The following is a 16223-nucleotide window of genomic DNA, read 5'->3' as shown; positions in this document are numbered from 1 at the left end:
TTTCGACATTCGTCATCTGCTTGCCGCGGAGGGCACCGAGTCCACGCATCTCGTGTGGAGCAAGCTGAGCGACAGCCCCGATTCTCGACTCTTTTTCGACGTGCCCGGCGCGCGTTTTGCCAACAGAGTGATGAAACGGATCGAATCAAGGCTCTCGATCCATTCGCGCCTGCAATGGCAGGCCTACGCGCTGGCGTTGTCGAAAGCCTATCGCGAAGCCGATCTGGTCCATTTCCATATCATTCACGACGGTTATTTCAGCTTGGATGCGTTGCCCTGGCTCACGCGCGGAAAGCCGAGCGTGTGGACTTGGCACGACCCCTGGCCGATGACCGGCCATTGCATTTATTCGCTGGAATGTGAGCGGTGGCGGGAAGGATGCGGGCAGTGTCCGTCACTCGACCTGCCTTTCCCGATGCGCAGGGACTTGACGGCGGAGCAGTTCGCCTGGAAGAAGCGCATCGTCGCGAAGAGTCGCGCGCAGATCGTGGTCGCGTCCCGCTACATGCGAGACATGGCTGCACAATCCCCGATCGCCGCTGGCCGAAATATCGAGGTCATTCCCTTCGGTATTGATCTGACCCGCTTCCGGCCGGTCGATCCTCAGCCTGCTCGGTCCCGTTTGGGTGTCCTGCCAGGCCGGCTGGTGCTCGGCGTGCGCGCCTTCGCCAACAGCCCATTCAAGGGGTTCGAGTATGTCATCGAAGCTCTGCGTCAGCTGCCGGACAACAACATCCCCCTGACCATTTTGACTACGCATGGCAAGGGGCATCTTAATGAGTTCATCGGGCGTCATCAGATCATCGATCTCGGCTGGGTCAATGACGATGCAGTAATGATGGACACGTTTGCCGCTACCGATATTTTCCTCATGCCCTCGACGGCCGAAGCCTTCGGCATGATGGCGATCGAGGCCCTCGCCTTCGCCAAGCCGATCATTGTCTTCGAGGGCACTTCGCTACCCGAGGTTGCCGGAGCACCGGACATTGCGATCGCCGTCCCGATGCGCGATTCTGCCTCACTGGCTGCGGCGATCGAACGCCTCGTCCGGTCGCCAGACGAGCGCCAGCGACGCGGTGCCGCAGGCAGGCGCTGGGTCGAAGCGCACTACAGCGACGTCGATTTCGCGCGCAAGTTGTCGGCTCTCTATCGGAAGGTCGTGCAGGGATGACGCGGGAAGCTCCGAAGAAGCGCATCCTTCTCCTGACCGACATACCACCATGCAGCAATCTGACTGCGGGGATCGTGACGGCGCAGATGTGCCGTTTCCTGCCGAAAGATGAGCTTGCGATCTTCTGCGTCATGAACCCGCATCTTCAGCCGAAGCTCTACGACGACCTCGCGGGCATCGAAATGAAGACGGTCCGCAAGCCGACCGAATTACAGAGCCGGGTCCTGCGCGGCGTCAGGATAGGGAGAGCCGGTGCGGCGGCGATCGAGGCGATGAGGCGCATAGCTTTGCCCCGCCGCCTCATCCGCCAAGCGATGGACTACGGCCGTGCGGTCGGTGCGACCGATTTGTGGGCGATACTCCAGGGTCAGACGATGGTGCGCATCGCCGCGCCGGTGGCACGGGGCCTCGGTGTGCCGCTGCGCGTTCATGTCTGGGACCCGCTGCGCTGGTGGCTCGACGCCCACGGGGTCGATCCGGTTAATCGCCGTCTCGATCTTGCGCTTTTCGATCGCACCTTGCGGCAGGCGGCGAGCTGCGCCGCGGCATCGGGCCCGATGGCGCGGCACTATCAGGAAGCCTACAACGTTCCTTCGACGGCGGTGATCGCCTCGATCGATCCGACGCTCGCGGAAACGCCGCCCCCGAAGCTTCTCAGCCACGACAGTGTCGTCATAGGCATGGTCGGTCAGTTTTATGCCAGCGAAGAATGGGCACAGCTGGTCGCTGCACTCAAGATCGCGAAATGGCGGGTGGGTGAGCGGAAGGTCATCTTGATGACGTTCGGCCACGAGCGACCGCCAAACGACATCCCTGACGAGAATCTCAGGTTCATGGGCTGGATGGACCAACCCGACGTGATCCGGACGATCGCCCGACATTGCGACATCGCTTATTGCCCCTATCCTTTCGCGGACAGGATGGCAGAGGTCTCGCGGCTCAGCTTCCCTTCCAAGGTTCCCACCTATCTGGCAGCGGGGCGGCCGATCCTGTTTCATGGGCCGTCCTACTCGGCACCTTACGCCTACCTGAAGGAGCGCGGAGCAGCCTATCTCTGCCGCGATCTCTATCCATCGGCGGTCTATAATGGTGTCGCTCATTTGGTCGAGGATAGCGCGATGTATGAGGCGACAGCCCTGGCCGCGCGACGCGCGTTTGTTGCAGACTTCACGCTGCCGCAAATGGAGCGCGCGGTGCGCCGGTTTCTTGGCTACTAGGGCAGCAAAGCGGGGTCGAGCACAGGTATCGGGCATCGGGACAGCGATCTCTGCTGACCGGAGCAGCTGTCGCTTCGACGGCCGCGGGAATTCGCGATCTGCGTTGAATAGCCATCGCGACGAGTTCTACTAAGCCCTTGGGCCTGGCGAGAAGCTCTTCGTGCAGTAAACCCGACCTGCTTGGCTCGTCGAAGAAGCGCCGCGTCCATAGCTGTCAGGACTGATCGAAGTGGCGATCGCCTTGCCTTTTGATCCAGCTTTGTGAAACTGTCAGCTCGCCGATGACGCAGCTTGAGTTTCTTCCGTCCGCGCTAGCTACGTTTTTGCCCTTCGATAACGGGATGCGAGGCATAGTAATGGTATTGCGTCGAATCGCTCGCGACACTGCCCGCCTCTTCCCGCCCCTTCGCCGCCTGCATGATTTTGCCCTGCAGGCCGAGACAGGCAGAATAGCCGCGAAGCGTGAAGCGGACAGGTTAGCTGCGGAACTCGAAGCGTTGTTGGCGCAGTTGGATGTGGCACGGCGAACGAGCGCGGCCGCTGAGCATGCGCAGCATTCAAAACAGGATGCACTGGCATCAAATCCTGCACTCACCCCCGAAGAAATCAACCGTAACGCGCATTGGCTATATCTCAAGAATCGCCATCAGCTGGTCGAGCTGGACTTTCCTGTTACGCCAAAAGTTCGACATGGCCATGGACAGCCACCTGAGCCACTTATGCTGGCTCGGCTGGAGAGTTGCTCGGAGCATTTTGGCTTGCAGATGCGTGCCATGCTGCCTCTGCTGGCCCCGATGCTAACCATCCCCAGTAACGCTGTTGCGGACGCCACCGAGCCGAATTGGATCAATCCAGCCTTCCCAGCTTTGGATGCGATGGCGCTATATGGAATGATAGCCCTTCACAAGCCGCGCCGTCTGATCGAGATCGGTTCGGGATTCTCCACGAAGTTTGCGAGGCGCGCGATCCGCGACCACCTGCTGGATACGAAGCTGGTATCAATTGATCCGGAACCGCGTACCGAAGTCGATGCAATTTGCGATGAGGTGATACGAGCACCGCTTGAGGATGTTTCTATAGAATTTTTTGAAAAACTTACGCCAAAAGACATAATATTTTTCGATGGTAGTCACAGATCCTTCCAAAACAGCGATGTAACTGTCTTTTTCAACGAAATCATTCCTCGCCTCAAAAGCGGATCAGTTTTTGGGATACACGACGTATTTTTGCCGGACGACTATCCATCTGCATGGTTGGACTGGTATTTCAACGAGCAATATTTGTTGGCCTCTTGGCTGCTTGCCGGCGAGAAATTGAAGCCGGATTTTGCGGCCTATTTTATTGGAGAGACACCGGAGTTGCACGCGATCTTTTCCCCGATGTGGAGCCATCCGAATCTCGCTGGCGCAAACCATAAGGGGGGAGCTTTTTTCGCGACGATCGCTTGACTGCCCGTCAAGCGATCGTTCGTCATCTGGACTCGGCAAGGGGCCTCATATCAAGCACTCTTTGAGCCAAGGAAGGCTCGGCTTCTGACAGCTCTTGGAAAGGAAACGCTCGCCGAACGAAAGCCTGACGGAGATCATCGGTAACCGTCCGGTGTCGGCCCTTTCAGCTTTCTGATGGGCGGCTTTTGGCGAAGGTGACCTTCCCGATGGCACGGCATCGGGCCAGCTTTGCGATGTTGGCCTCGGCAGTGGGAAGGTCGATGTTCTTTGCTCGAAAACCCGTCCACACCATTCGAGCAGGCGCTTGCGTTCGGGATGCCTGGGCTTGGCCATGGCCTCGAAGAAATCTTCGAAGCCTGGAATTCCGCCGACGTCTTCTGGCGGAGCGCGGCAGGCGCCGTCGACGAAGCGCGGGTAGTCGAGGCCGGGATCGGCATCACCGATAGTCTCGATCGTGAGCGTGTGCTCCCAGTTGCGCCGAAGTCTTGGTGTAGATGAAGCGCTTCAGACCGCGATCGGTCAGCGGCCGAGCTTGATGCTCTTGGCCTCGCTGAGCTTGATCTAGCCGTCCAGCGGGCCCATGGCGAGATAAACCCGCATCCCGGCGGGGATCGCGGTCATCGCTGCTCCAGCACGTCGAGCGCGCGCCACTGCACGTCCACGTCGACATCGCGATCGACCCACAGTCTGCAGCCAGAGCCGAACGTAATCTCGATAATGGAAGTCAGTCGCGACAGGAGCCGGTTCGACAGGCAGCAGCAGCGCCGGGTTGCCCCCAGCTTCGCCTGCCGACGCCATGTAAAAACAAGGCTCGCCGCGACACCGTTGCGCGCTCGACATCCGTCACCGTCACGCCCGCCGCAAAACTCTCCTCGACGATCGGACCTTGCCCTCACGGCGCCAGCGCCGTCGCCGCTCGATCGCGCCCAGAACCTCCGCCCGAACAATCGCCATGACCTTAAAGCGAGACTTAAGGTCACACATTCGGGAATGCCGTACAGGCCAAGACCGAACGGTTACGATCGTCGAAGGGTGGAAATTCTGCTCGACGCGGTCCAGCGTTCGCTGCAGCAAAAAAGTCAAGTCGTTGGTCGCGTCAGTGCTGTCTCGGAGTGCGAAATGCGCCGTGCCTCTAGGGCACGCGCCACCATACCGCCGCGCCATCTACGGGCTCCATCGGGGCTTCGACGCCGTGCTGCCCACGAAAATCGTGAATGGCCTGGGCGCAGGGCTCGAGCACATAGTCATCCACTATAACGAAGCCGCCAGGTGATACCTTATGATAGAGCGCGTTGAGCGCATCCATAGTGCTCTCATACATGTCGCCGTCGAGGCGCAGCACGGACAGCCTGTCGATCGGCGCGACGGGAAGCGTGTCCTTAAACCAGCCCTCGAGGAAGACGATCTGTTCGTCGAGCAGCCCGTAACGGCGAAAATTGCCGGCGACAGCCTCGCGCGAAATAGCGAGCTGTCCATAAGTGTGGTGGATGTCCCCCGCATCAGCCGGATTATGCGCTGTGTCGGGTTCGGGCAAGCCACGGAAACTATCGGCTACGAAGACCTTGCGATCCTTTGCGCCGTAGGCTTCGAAGATTCCCTTGGCGTAGATGCAAGCGCCGCCACGCCATACACCGGTTTCGATGAAATCGCCCGGAACGCCTTCTTCCAGCACCCGTGTCGTCAACATCCGCAAATTGCGCATGCGCGCGGTGCCTATCATTGTAATCGCCTGTTCGGGCCAGTCGCGGCCAATGGCGCGCAGCGAGGGGTCGAACTTGCGTTCCGTCCAGGGCGCCTGCGAAGCATCCTCGATCAGGAGGCCGGTCAGCGATGCTTCCAGCAGGTCGAGGTAAAGCTCCGCGGCGCGCGCATCTCCTCCAAGACCGGGGGCATCGCCGCGCAGGCGGCGTCCAAGGCGAGCGACAGCCTCCTCCTGACGTGCGCCCACACCGAGGATCTGGGCTGAGACATTGTCCAGCTTCAGATATGTAGAATCGTGATAGGCGCCGATCCGCTGGAGCACGTGATTGACCTGGTCTTCCAACGTCGCCTTTGCTGCAAGCCGCTCGGTCAAGGCGTCTCGCTCCTCGGCGGATTTGCTGGCAGCCTGGCGCCACGCGTCACGCTCTTCGATGGCTTTCCGCGCGGATTCGCGCAAATCGTCGCACTTGCGCACTTCCTCGCGCAAAATCGGAAGACGGCGTAAAACGCGGCTGGTGAAAGAAGATTGCGTCACTGGACTACCACCCTTGCTGCGCGCCTAACTCATGCAGAATCAAGCGCTCGCATTATCAACGCGACGGGAAAGACCAAACTTTCGACGCCGCTCGTGAATTACAGAATATTGTCAGTTCCATACAACCCATTGCCGAGATCCTGAAGCAGGTGCGGCATTGGCCAATTGGGAAACCAACGACCCTCATGGAGGGCCGCGTCGACCGATCGAGGCGCCGGCTAGACCTTCAGAGGTGTCAAGCATCGGTCGTTTCCTTCGAATGGTGCGGCTCGACAGGAGCAAGCTCGACGCGGTCCATATCGATTGCGAGGAGAACGCCGTTTCGGAAAGGCGAGTGGACATCGAACATCAAAGCGTCGTGCATCCACTGGTGTTGCACGTGATTGTCCAACGTTCCAGAGGCGCAGGCGGCAGTCACCGAATAGCGTCCGGATGCGAGTGCGGGCAAACGGAACGCGAAGATTGCCTCGAGTGTCTGGCCCGCGCGAGCCGTGATCGGGTTGGCGAGAGTCTTTAGGAAGGTGTTGTCGCCTAGGATCGGCTGCCCGAGACGGTCCTTGACGTGGAAGCCCAAGATCGGCGCTTCGAGATCCTCGATAACGGCGACCTCTATGAGAAGCTGCACATCCTCCCCGCCCTCGATCCAGTGTAGCGGTGAGCCATCGGCACGGGTGAGGCTCACGCGCTGGATGCGCGCCTTGCCGCTTCCGAAATCGGCGCTGTCAGCCATTGTGTCGAAGATGGCCGGCCGGTCCGGTCTAGGCGGTTCGGGGAGCGAAGCGCGTTTCGGCTGCACCCCGGCTGGCGTTTCCTCGCCCCTCGTCGCTGGCGCATCGGCCTGGCGCGCATTCGTCTTCGCGCGAAGTCGCGGACTCGGCTGATCCGCCAACCCTTGTGCCTGACTCATGATGGACGCCGAATAGGCTTCGCAGACATCCTTGGCGGACCCCTGCATCACCAGATCGCCCTTGTCGATCCAGATCGCACTGTCGCACAGGCTCATGACAGCGCCGGTGTCATGGCCGCAGAACAGCACGGTCCCGCGTTCGCGGAACTGCCGCAGCCAGCGCAGACATTTCTGTTGGAAAAAGGCGTCGCCGACCGCAAGCGCCTCGTCGATGATCAGCACATCCGCATTGACATGGGCGATCACCGCGAAGGCTAGACGCATCGCCATGCCAGTCGAATAGGTCTTCACCGGCCTTTCGATGAAGTCGCCGATATCAGCGAAGGCGATGATATCGTCGAACCGGGCCTGCGTTTCCTCGCGGCTCATGCCGAGGATCGAGGCGTTGAGATAGACGTTCTCACGGCCGGTGAATTCAGGATTGAAGCCTGATCCCAGTTCCAGCAGCGCAGCGACACGCCCCTTGACGCGTGCTTCGCCCTCGGTGGGGGACAGCGTCCCGCACACAAGCTGCAGCAATGTGGATTTGCCCGACCCATTACGGCCGATTATGGCCATGCTGTCGCCGCGGGGAACCTCGAAGCTCAAGGATTTCAGCGCCCAGTGATTGCTATAGTAGTTCTTCTCCGGCCATTCCAGACCGAACGCGCGCAAGGGCGGTGCGAGCGCCCGCCGCAGGCGCGGCATCACGGCCTGGGCGAGCCGGTCGGATGGGCTCCGGTAGATATGGTAGGCCTTAGAGAGCTGCTTGGCTTCGATCGCGATCTCAGAGGACATCGGCGAAACCCACGCGCAGGCGGTTAAAAACCCAAACCGCGGCGGGGAAGCTCACGAGCGCTCCCAGCCACAAAAACGCCAGAGCTTGCCAATCCGGAGCGCGCCCAAACAATAGGACGTTACGCGACTCCTCGACCACAGTGGTCAGTGGATTGAGCAGCATCACGGCCCGAAAGGCGGGAGGGACCGAGGAGATGGGATAAAAGATCGGCGTCAGGAACATCGAGGCAGTGATGATAAAGGCCACGATCTGTCCGATATCGCGCAGATAAACGCCCAAAGCCGAGAGCACATAGGCCGTCGCCAGGAGCAACAAAAGATAAGGGATAATGATCAGAATGAAGAGCGGGGCGGTCGCCTCGATATGGCCGCTGTACACGAGATGCCCCAGCAGGACGATTAGAAAGCCAAAAGCCGCGGTGATCATGGCGCCTAGGACGACGACGATGGGTAGGATGCCCAGCGGGAAGACAACTTTCTTGACGTAGCTGCTGTGGGCGAGGATCAATCCCGCAGCCCGGCTCAGCGTCTCCGCGAGCATCGCGTGTGTAAGGACGCCAACGAGCAGCACCAAGGTGAAGTTGGCATCTGTACCATCTTGCCCGGTGCCCCAGCGGGCCCGAAACACCGAAGAGAAAACGAAGGTAAAGATCAGTGCGGTTAGGAGTGGCGTCAGGAACGCCCAACCCAAACCCAGTACGCTCCCGCGATAGCGCGCTTCGAAATCACGCATCGTTAGGCGCAAAGTCAGCTCAATGGTCTGGCGCAGATGATTGCCCCAAAGCGTCAATGCTTGAAATCCCTGGACACTGGCCGCAGACGATCCTGGAGCCGCGCGCCCCTTTAGCATCTCATATCCGCGTCCGGCAAACCCGTTCTGCTGCGATGCGGGCAGAACGGCTCGACAATCCCGGAGTGGTTGAGTAAATCCTCCACGCTTTGGCGGATCAGGCCTCCGTCGTTGACGACGACAGAGAAACCCCATTTAACCGTTGAGCGGAGATGCTCTTGACCAAAATTCTTATTCTCGGCGCGGCGGGCATGCTGGGGAACGCCGCCTACCGGCTTTTTGCCACTTCGCCGGGCTTTGAGGTCATCGGCACGATTCGCGGCGGCGCGCCAGTCGGGCTAGAGCAGAGCGCGACCGCTCGTCTGCGGAGTGGCGTCAACGCGACCGATCAAGACAGCCTTGTCCGGGTGATCGGCGAGACTCGACCCGACTTGGTGATCAACTGCATCGGGGTCGTCAAGCAGCTCTCGACCGCCAAGGACCCTCTCGTCTCCATCTCTTTGAACGCGCTGCTGCCGCACCGCCTCGCCGAACTCTGCGCAGCAGCGGGCGCGCGTCTCGTGCATGTCTCGACGGATTGCATCTTCGACGGGCGCAAGGGCGACTACACTGAGGCGGACCCCTCGAATGCCGAGGACCTCTATGGCAAGAGTAAGTTTCTGGGCGAGGTCGACTATCCGAACGCGATCACGCTGCGCACCTCCATTATCGGGCATGAGCTCAACTCGGCTCACTCGCTGGTCGACTGGTTCTTGAATCAGCCCGGCCCCTCGGTGAAGGGCTATCGCAAGGCAATCTATACCGGCCTGCCGACCGTCGAGCTTGCACGGGTCATTCGGGACGTCCTCGTCCCGCGCCCGGAGTTGCGCGGCCTCTGGCACGTCGCAGCCGACAAGATCAACAAGTTCGAGCTGCTGAAGCTGGTGGCGCAGGAATACGGAAAGACAATCGAAATCATCCCCGACGATGCGGTTGCAATCGACCGATCCATGGACAGCTCGCGCTTCCGGGCAGCGACGGGATATGTCGCCCCGGCCTGGCCGGAACTGATTGCGCGCATGCGCGCCGCTCGTTGAGCGCGCGTCAAGAGAAAGTGACCTGACCCCATGGATATCAAGGGCAAGACCCTACTCATCACGGGCGGAACCGGCTCTTTCGGCAACGTCGTCCTACGCCGGTTCCTGCGCGAGGGCATCGGCGAGATCCGCGTCTTCAGCCGCGACGAGAAGAAGCAGGAGGACATGCGCCTTGAGTTGAAGAATGATCGCGTCAAGTTCTATATCGGCGACGTGCGCGAGCCCGACAGCCTGCGCGCGCCGATGCGCGGCGTCGACTTCGTCTTCCACGCAGCGGCGTTGAAACAGGTACCTTCCTGCGAGTTCTATCCAATGGAGGCGGTGCGCACGAACGTTATCGGCGCGAGCAACGTACTGGAAGCTGCCATCGACGCCGGCACCCAGCGCGTCGTCGTGCTCTCCACCGACAAAGCTGTCTATCCGATCAACGCCATGGGCATGAGCAAGGCGATGATGGAGAAGATCACCGTCGCCCGCGCCCGCCTGCTGGCCAAGAGCGACACCACGCTCTGCGCCACCCGCTACGGCAACGTCATGGCCTCGCGCGGCTCGGTGATCCCGCTCTTCGTCTCGCAAGTGAAGGCCGGCCAACCAATCACCATCACCGATCCGAACATGACGCGCTTCCTGATGTCGCTCGAGGAATCGGTCGATCTGGTCATTTACGCCTACCGCAATGCCGAGCAGGGCGACATCTTCATCAAGAAGGCCCCCGCCTCGACTATCGGCCACCTCGCCGAAGCGGTGATGCAAATCTTCGACAAGCGCGTCCCGGTCAAGGTGATCGGTACCCGCCATGGCGAGAAGCGCTATGAGTCGCTGGTCTCGCGCGAGGAGATGGCGCGCTCGATCGACCATGGCGGCTATTACCGCGTGCCGCAGGATGACCGCGACCTTAACTATGCCAAGTATTTCGTCGAGGGTGAAAGCGCGATCTCGATGGCGGAAGACTACACTTCTGACAATACGGAGATGCTCGATGTCGAGGGGGTGAAGAAGTTGCTCCTCGGTCTCGATTACATCCAGACAGAGCTGCAGGGCTAGACGCTGCCATGCGCAAAGTCATGTCGATCGTGGGCACGCGTCCGGAATTGATCAAGATGTGCCGCGTCATCGCCCTGCTCGATGAGCAAACGCAGCATGTTCTCGTCCATACCGGCCAGAACTACGATTACGGCCTCAATCAGGTGTTCTTCGAAGATCTGGACATCCGCAAGCCGGACCATTTCCTCGAAGCGGCGGGCGGCTCGGCGATCGACACCATTGCCGAGGTACTCAAGCGCTCCGACGCGGTGATGGAGCAGGAGAAGCCCGACGCCGTGCTTATCTACGGCGACACCAATTCGGGACTGGCGGTGATCGCGGCCAAGCGGCGCAAGATTCCCGTCTTCCACATGGAGGCCGGCAACCGCTGCTTCGATCAGCGCGTGCCGGAGGAACTCAACCGCAAGGTCATCGACCATCTCTCCGACATCAACATGACGCTGACCGAGCACGCCCGACGCTATCTGGTCGCCGAGGGCCTGCCACCCGAGCTGACCTTCAACGTCGGCTCACATATGCACGAAGTGCTCGAACATTTCCGACCGCGCTACGAGGCCTCCGACATCCTCACGCGGCTCGAGCTGACGTCGGGGCGGTTCTTCGTTGTCTCCAGCCATCGCGAGGAGAACGTCGACAGCGAGCGCAACCTCGCTGACCTGCTCGACTCGCTGAACGGGCTGGCCGAAACCTATGATTGGCCTGTGATCGTCTCGACGCATCCGCGCACGCGGAAGCGTCTGGAGACGCTTGGCGAAACCGAGATAGATTCGCGCGTCCGCTTCCTGCCGCCCTTCGGCTTCCATGATTACATCAAGCTGCAGATGACGGCGGCTTGCGTCGTCTCCGACAGCGGCACGATCACCGAGGAAAGCTCGTTGCTCGGCTTCCCCGCCGTGACCGTCCGCCAGGCGCATGAGCGTCCCGAAGGCATGGATGAGGGCACGTTGGTGATGTGCGGGCTCGCGCGCGAGCCGGTGCTCGATTCCGTCCGCTTCGTGATGCATGCCCATGCCTGCGGGTTGACGCCACGGCCGGTCGCCGACTATGTCGCAGGCTCGGTCTCGCGCAAGGTAGTCGCCATCGTCCTGAGCTATATCGACTATATCAACCGCACCGTGTGGCGCCGATCGTGAGGGGAAAGGGCGCGGCATGGCCGGGCTGAAGATTCTTCACATCGCGCCGCATCTGCGTCAGGGCGGCGCCGAGAGATTGCTGTTCGACCTCGCCACGCATGCCTCGGACGGAATCGCACACCATGTCGCTCTGATGCAGGACGACGTGTTTTTTGATCGAGCCAGATTGGATATAGTAAATCTGGGTTTCCACCTGGACCATCGCCTCGGAGCCTTGATGCATCTGCCGGGCTCCCGGCGGCAGCTCCACGCCCTCATCGGACGTCTCAAGCCCGATATCGTGCAGGGTTGGCTGTATTACGGTGCCTTCCTCGGCCTTGTGGCCAGCGCACGTGCCCGGCTCGTCTGGTCGATCCACAACACCACCTTTCCCCGACTTCTTGCCAACCCTCTGCTGCATCTCGTGGATCGGAGGCTTGCGGCCTGCTCGCGCCGAGCGCCCGACGCGATTGTCTACTGCGCCGTGTCGGCGCGACGCTTTCATGAGGCCCGCGGCTATGCGCCTGAATCGGGCCTCGTTATCGACAACGGCGTCGACCTCACACACTTCAGATGCAACGCAGCGCGTCGTGCTGCCCGCCGCGCCGAATTAAAGCTGTCCGACGACGAGTTCGTCGTCTTGCTAAGCGCACGCAACGACCCGCAGAAGGATCTGCCCAATTGCCTGGAGGCTTTTGCGCTGTTCCGGCGCGAAACGCCGCAGGCACGCCTGCTGCTAGCCGGCCGCGGGATGGACTGCTCGGACCCATCGTTGCGCGGTATGATCGCGGCACGCCACCTAGACGAGGCGGTTTTGACGCTCGGCACCGTCGCGAACATGCCGGACCTGCTCAATGCCGCCGACGTCATCCTGCTCGGTTCGCGCTTTGGCGAGGCCATGCCGATGGCGCTGCTTGAAGCACTGACGATGGGCAAGCCGATTGCCGCGACCCGCATCGGCGATGTTGAGCGACTACCTTGCCCGCCCGAAGCGTTAGCACCGCCGTCCGATCCACGCGCGCTGGCTTCGGCTCTGGCTTTCGCGCGTACCAGCGACCCGCGCTGGGAAAGCGCTTTTGTGGAAGCTCGCGCACAGTTTGGGCTAGATGGAACGATCCGCGCCTACGAGAGGCTTTATCGCCGCCTTGCTATGCAGGGGCCGCCATCATGATCGCGAAGCCCCGACTCGCCATAGTTACGCCTGTCTTCAACGGCAGCGACTATATCGTTGAGACGGCGCGCTCCGTTGCAGAGCAGTTGCGTCCCGGCGACCGCTATGTCGTGGTCGACGATGGCTCAACCGACAACACACGGGTCCGCCTCCTCGCTGCCCATCTGCCAATCGACCTCGTCACGCAGGCTAATGCTGGCGAAGCGGAGGCCGTTAACACCGGCGTTTCCCGCGCAGACTGCGATATAGTAGGAATCGTGAATGCGGATGATCCGATTCTCCCCGGCCTCCTAGACGCCGTGCGAGCTGCTTTCCGTGACGATCCGAGCCTCGACGCGGTTTACCCCGACTGGCTCAAGATCGACGCGCAGGGCCGCCAGATCGCACGGGTCGCAACCCGTGAGTACGATTACGCCGTGCTGCTCGGCCAGCATTTCTGCATTCCCGGCCCAGGAGCGTTCTTCCGGGTCGCGGTTCTCGGTGGCGAGCCCGTCCGGGACGCTCGCGCCTCATTGATTTCGGATTACGATTTCTGGCTGCGCTTCGGGGCCCGCGGCGCCAAGGCGAGGCGGCTACCATGCGTACTCGCAACCTGGCGGTTGCATCGAGAGGGTACAACGCGCCGCGGCCAGGGTCCGAAGCTTGCGCTCCAAAAGATCGAGACCATCAAGCGACTCCTGGCGCGCCCAGACCTTCCCAATTCCGTGCGCATGCTGGGGCCACAGGCGCTTAGCGCGGCCTATTATCATGCCGCCCTGGTCGGCCTGCGCGCGCCCGATACGCCGTCGCTGCGGTACGCGTTGCAATCGTATTTGGTGAAACCGCGCTGGCCCAGGCCGATCGAGCCCACTCAGCGTCGCGCCACCGGCCACCTCGTGTATGCCGCAGCACAGCCCTTGTCAGGCTGGCTGCATTCCCTTGCCTCGCCCTGGCTACCAACTCGTTTTCGCCGGCAGGCGGTCATCGACCAAGTCTTCGGCATCGATCCCAGCGCGCAAAAGGAAAACAGATGAGGACGTCCACGCCTCATGTCAGTGTCGTTATCCCAATGTTTAACCGCGCCGACACTATACGGCGTGCTATTGACAGTGCTCTTTCGCAAACTTTTCGCGATATCGAAGTCATCGTCGTCGACGATTTTTCGAGCGACAATTCCGTGCAGGTAGTCGCTTCTATTGACGACCCGCGGTTAGTCTTGCTGCGTCGCGAGCGCAATGGCGGTGCTTCAGCGGCGCGTAATGCTGGGATAACTGCCTCTCGCGGTTCGCTTGTTGCATTCCTCGATTCCGATGATGAGTGGTTTCCGCACAAGCTCGAGGTCCAGGTTGCCGCACTTGCGCTCGCTCCCGCCCGAACCGGGGTCTCCTGCACGGGCGTCGAAATGCACCTTCTGGATCACGGCGTTACGAGAAGCCAACCTCTCGAAGCCTCGTTCGACTGGGCGAGGCGGTTAGCGATGGACTGCGATCTGAGCCCAGGGACCACACAGCTGACGAGGCGCGCAGTTTTCGAGACCGTCGGCCTGTTCGATGAAACGCTTCCGCGTTTCGAGGACTGGGATTGGCTAATCCGGTATACACGAAACGGCAGGATCTTGGCGGTCAGGGAATGCCTCGCACGAGTCTATAACCGGCGCGCTAGACTAGGAGAAGTGGTCGAGCGTTCGGCTGACCTCCTGCTTGCTAAGCACCGTGATGTGTTTGATGCCCTTGCGCCTGCTGATCGGCATCGAGCTCTGGCGGATATCTGGCTGCAGGCTGCCGGCACCTATGCCTTCGAAGGCAAATTTGGCGCCATTTTACGCCCGGCTGGCGCTGCCTTCGCGCAGCGGCCCTTGCACACCCTCAGCCGCCTTGCCGTTGGTGCTGGATTGGTCATGCGGGGGAGGTTGAAGCGTGCTTTGAATCGAGGAAGCGGGCGATCTTAGCCCGAGCCTGGAACCGGTTTCCGCGCTCGCTGGGCTGGATGAAAGCATCTTAGAAAGTCGATAATCGCAGTACAAACTTCAATCGTAACAGCTATTACCTTAATGTTATCGTGAAGATATTTCTATTTGGCTCCCGCGATTCGTGATTGCAATAACCATCTTATTCGATTGCAAGTCCAGGCGGCGAGCAGCAATAGCCGGAGTGTTTTCGCTCTAATATTGGTCGTAACGAGGCGGCTTAGTTTTCCGCAGATAGTCAGGCCTAGGTAACACCAAACCCCGAGGTGCTGCCCAACCGAAGACGGGTGGTGCAAGGCCCCACTAGGGATTGTGGGGGCTTGGCGGCGTCCTACGTTTTCCCAGATGGCTTTGACCATGCCTCTCACGCTAGAGCATTTCCAGCCCTGCTTGAATCGATTGTGAAGTGACGCCTTGCCGCCCGGCTGATTTCAACGTGAGCGTTGATGACGTGGTCATGGTACGAGCACTGAGCGACGATCTGCGCGAGCGGGTTTGCGGGTTTCGACCGATGGATCATCGGCGCGGCAGGCGGCCGCCAGGTTTGGCGGTGGTATCTCGACGGCGATCCGCTGGATCGCGCGAACCTGGCTGGGTGAGACCAAAGCGCGGGTACAAGGCCGGCGGCGAACGTCGCGGCTCGATGCGCATGAAGCGTTCATCGTTGGACTCCTCGAAGAACGGCGTGACATCACGCTGAACGAGATGATGTCGCGCCTGTCGGATGAGCGGTCAGTCGTCATCGGCCACAGCGCGCTCAGTGCCTGGTTGCGATCGCGTGGCTGGAGCTTCAAAAAAGTCCGCTCTTGTACTGGAGCGGGAGCGTCCCGACGTCCCGAAGCGGTGACAGGACTGGTTCGAGACACAGCCCGATCTCGATCCCGAACGCCTTGTTTTCGTCGACGAGACAGGTCTCTCGACCAAGATGGCCCGCCTGTGCGGTCGGGTTCCGTGCGGCGAGCGCTGCCGAGCCGGGATACTCAGGGACACCGGAAAACGACGACCTTTGCTGGAGCCCTGCGCCTCGGCGGCATGACCGCACCCTTCGTCAACGGCGCCGTCTTCCTCGCCTATGTCGAGCAGGTGCTGGTTCCGACGCTGCGACCGGTTGGTAGGCGTGCGCGAGGCAATCTGACAGGCTTGCGCGACACTCTCGTTCCTGCCGCCCCATAGCATCGACATGAAACCCATCGAAAATGCCTTCGCCAAGCTCAAGGTCATGCGCCGAAGGGCTACAGCCCGCACAAGACGTACTACAAACCGCAGCAACCTACCTTGAAGGACTATTCGCTATGCGTCTATTGTCTCGATGCAGTGCTAGCAGGCCAG

At 60.8% G+C, this 16223-nt stretch carries 12 protein-coding genes and 2 pseudogenes; 10 read left to right on the top strand and 4 right to left on the bottom strand.

The window, feature by feature from the left end; genetic code table 11:
• Positions 1 to 52 precede the first annotated feature (52 nt).
• From GGC47_RS22330 to GGC47_RS22320, 3 genes are all read left to right on the top strand, one after another.
• Positions 53 to 1171, top strand: a complete 1119-nt coding sequence (locus GGC47_RS22330; RefSeq protein WP_429068818.1) for a glycosyltransferase — start codon at positions 53 to 55, stop codon at positions 1169 to 1171.
• Complete coding sequence (locus tag GGC47_RS22325) at positions 1168 to 2388, top strand: glycosyltransferase family protein (protein WP_429068817.1); 1221 nt, start codon at positions 1168 to 1170, stop codon at positions 2386 to 2388. The genes GGC47_RS22330 and GGC47_RS22325 overlap by 4 nt, the downstream gene beginning before the upstream one ends.
• A 281-nt stretch (positions 2389 to 2669) precedes the next feature.
• A complete protein-coding gene (locus GGC47_RS22320; protein ID WP_429068815.1) occupies positions 2670 to 3836 on the top strand; it encodes a class I SAM-dependent methyltransferase in 1167 nt (388 codons plus the stop codon).
• 45 nt (positions 3837 to 3881) lie between these two features.
• On the opposite strand, the pseudogene GGC47_RS22315 reads toward GGC47_RS22320, so the two are convergent.
• From GGC47_RS22315 to GGC47_RS22300, 4 genes and pseudogenes are all read right to left on the bottom strand, one after another.
• Positions 3882 to 4298, bottom strand: a pseudogene (locus GGC47_RS22315) (plasmid pRiA4b ORF-3 family protein); the annotation flags it as partial.
• 670 nt (positions 4299 to 4968) lie between these two features.
• The gene (locus tag GGC47_RS22310) at positions 4969 to 6072 is read right to left on the bottom strand and encodes a TylF/MycF family methyltransferase (protein WP_429068813.1); all 1104 of its coding nucleotides are present in this window, start codon (positions 6070 to 6072) and stop codon (positions 4969 to 4971) included.
• A 235-nt stretch (positions 6073 to 6307) separates the two neighbouring features.
• Positions 6308 to 7756 carry an ABC transporter ATP-binding protein gene (locus tag GGC47_RS22305; RefSeq protein ID WP_429068811.1) on the bottom strand — a complete coding sequence of 483 codons (1449 nt, stop codon included), beginning with the start codon at positions 7754 to 7756 and terminating at the stop codon, positions 6308 to 6310.
• Entirely contained in the window at positions 7746 to 8606 is an 861-nt protein-coding gene (locus tag GGC47_RS22300) for an ABC transporter permease (protein ID WP_429068809.1), read from the bottom strand. The genes GGC47_RS22305 and GGC47_RS22300 overlap by 11 nt, the downstream gene beginning before the upstream one ends.
• Positions 8607 to 8764: 158 nt before the next feature.
• On the opposite strand from GGC47_RS22300, the gene GGC47_RS22295 reads away from it, so the two are divergent.
• The 7 genes and pseudogenes from GGC47_RS22295 to GGC47_RS22265 all read left to right on the top strand — a co-directional run.
• Positions 8765 to 9622, top strand: a complete 858-nt coding sequence (locus GGC47_RS22295; RefSeq protein WP_429068807.1) for a dTDP-4-dehydrorhamnose reductase family protein — start codon at positions 8765 to 8767, stop codon at positions 9620 to 9622.
• Positions 9623 to 9652: 30 nt separating this feature from the next.
• A complete protein-coding gene (locus tag GGC47_RS22290) occupies positions 9653 to 10666 on the top strand; it encodes a polysaccharide biosynthesis protein (RefSeq protein ID WP_133565240.1) in 1014 nt (337 codons plus the stop codon).
• An 8-nt stretch (positions 10667 to 10674) separates the two neighbouring features.
• Entirely contained in the window at positions 10675 to 11799 is a 1125-nt protein-coding gene (wecB, locus tag GGC47_RS22285; RefSeq protein WP_429068805.1) for a non-hydrolyzing UDP-N-acetylglucosamine 2-epimerase, read from the top strand.
• 16 nt (positions 11800 to 11815) lie between these two features.
• A complete protein-coding gene (locus tag GGC47_RS22280) occupies positions 11816 to 12949 on the top strand; it encodes a glycosyltransferase (protein ID WP_429068804.1) in 1134 nt (377 codons plus the stop codon).
• Positions 12946 to 13962, top strand: coding sequence for a glycosyltransferase (locus GGC47_RS22275; RefSeq protein ID WP_429068803.1), 1017 nt, complete (start codon positions 12946 to 12948; stop codon positions 13960 to 13962). The genes GGC47_RS22280 and GGC47_RS22275 overlap by 4 nt, the downstream gene beginning before the upstream one ends.
• Positions 13959 to 14876, top strand: a complete 918-nt coding sequence (locus GGC47_RS22270; protein ID WP_429068801.1) for a glycosyltransferase family 2 protein — start codon at positions 13959 to 13961, stop codon at positions 14874 to 14876. The genes GGC47_RS22275 and GGC47_RS22270 overlap by 4 nt, the downstream gene beginning before the upstream one ends.
• 475 nt (positions 14877 to 15351) lie before the next feature.
• Positions 15352 to 16137, top strand: a pseudogene (locus GGC47_RS22265) (transposase); the annotation flags it as partial.
• Positions 16138 to 16223 lie beyond the last annotated feature (86 nt).

Origin of the sequence: Allobosea sp. OAE752 (assembly GCF_050433265.1) — a bacterium.
GTDB classification, from domain to species: Bacteria; Pseudomonadota; Alphaproteobacteria; order Rhizobiales; family Beijerinckiaceae; genus Allobosea; species Allobosea spartocytisi.
This window is presented reverse-complemented; position numbering and strand designations above follow the sequence as displayed.

Bases quoted from the DNA above. Each gene is read 5' to 3' on its own strand.
- GGC47_RS22325 (WP_429068817.1), top strand. From the start codon at position 1,168: ATGACGCGGGAAGCTCCGAAGAAGCGCATCCTTCTCCTGACCGACATA.
- GGC47_RS22320 (WP_429068815.1), top strand. From the start codon at position 2,670: ATGACGCAGCTTGAGTTTCTTCCGTCCGCGCTAGCTACGTTTTTGCCC.
- GGC47_RS22305 (WP_429068811.1), bottom strand. From the start codon at position 7,756: ATGTCCTCTGAGATCGCGATCGAAGCCAAGCAGCTCTCTAAGGCCTAC.
- GGC47_RS22300 (WP_429068809.1), bottom strand. From the start codon at position 8,606: ATGCTAAAGGGGCGCGCGGCTCCAGGATCGTCTGCGGCCAGTGTCCAG.
- GGC47_RS22290 (WP_133565240.1), top strand. From the start codon at position 9,653: ATGGATATCAAGGGCAAGACCCTACTCATCACGGGCGGAACCGGCTCT.
- wecB (WP_429068805.1), top strand. From the start codon at position 10,675: ATGCGCAAAGTCATGTCGATCGTGGGCACGCGTCCGGAATTGATCAAG.
- GGC47_RS22280 (WP_429068804.1), top strand. From the start codon at position 11,816: ATGGCCGGGCTGAAGATTCTTCACATCGCGCCGCATCTGCGTCAGGGC.
- GGC47_RS22275 (WP_429068803.1), top strand. From the start codon at position 12,946: ATGATCGCGAAGCCCCGACTCGCCATAGTTACGCCTGTCTTCAACGGC.
- GGC47_RS22270 (WP_429068801.1), top strand. From the start codon at position 13,959: ATGAGGACGTCCACGCCTCATGTCAGTGTCGTTATCCCAATGTTTAAC.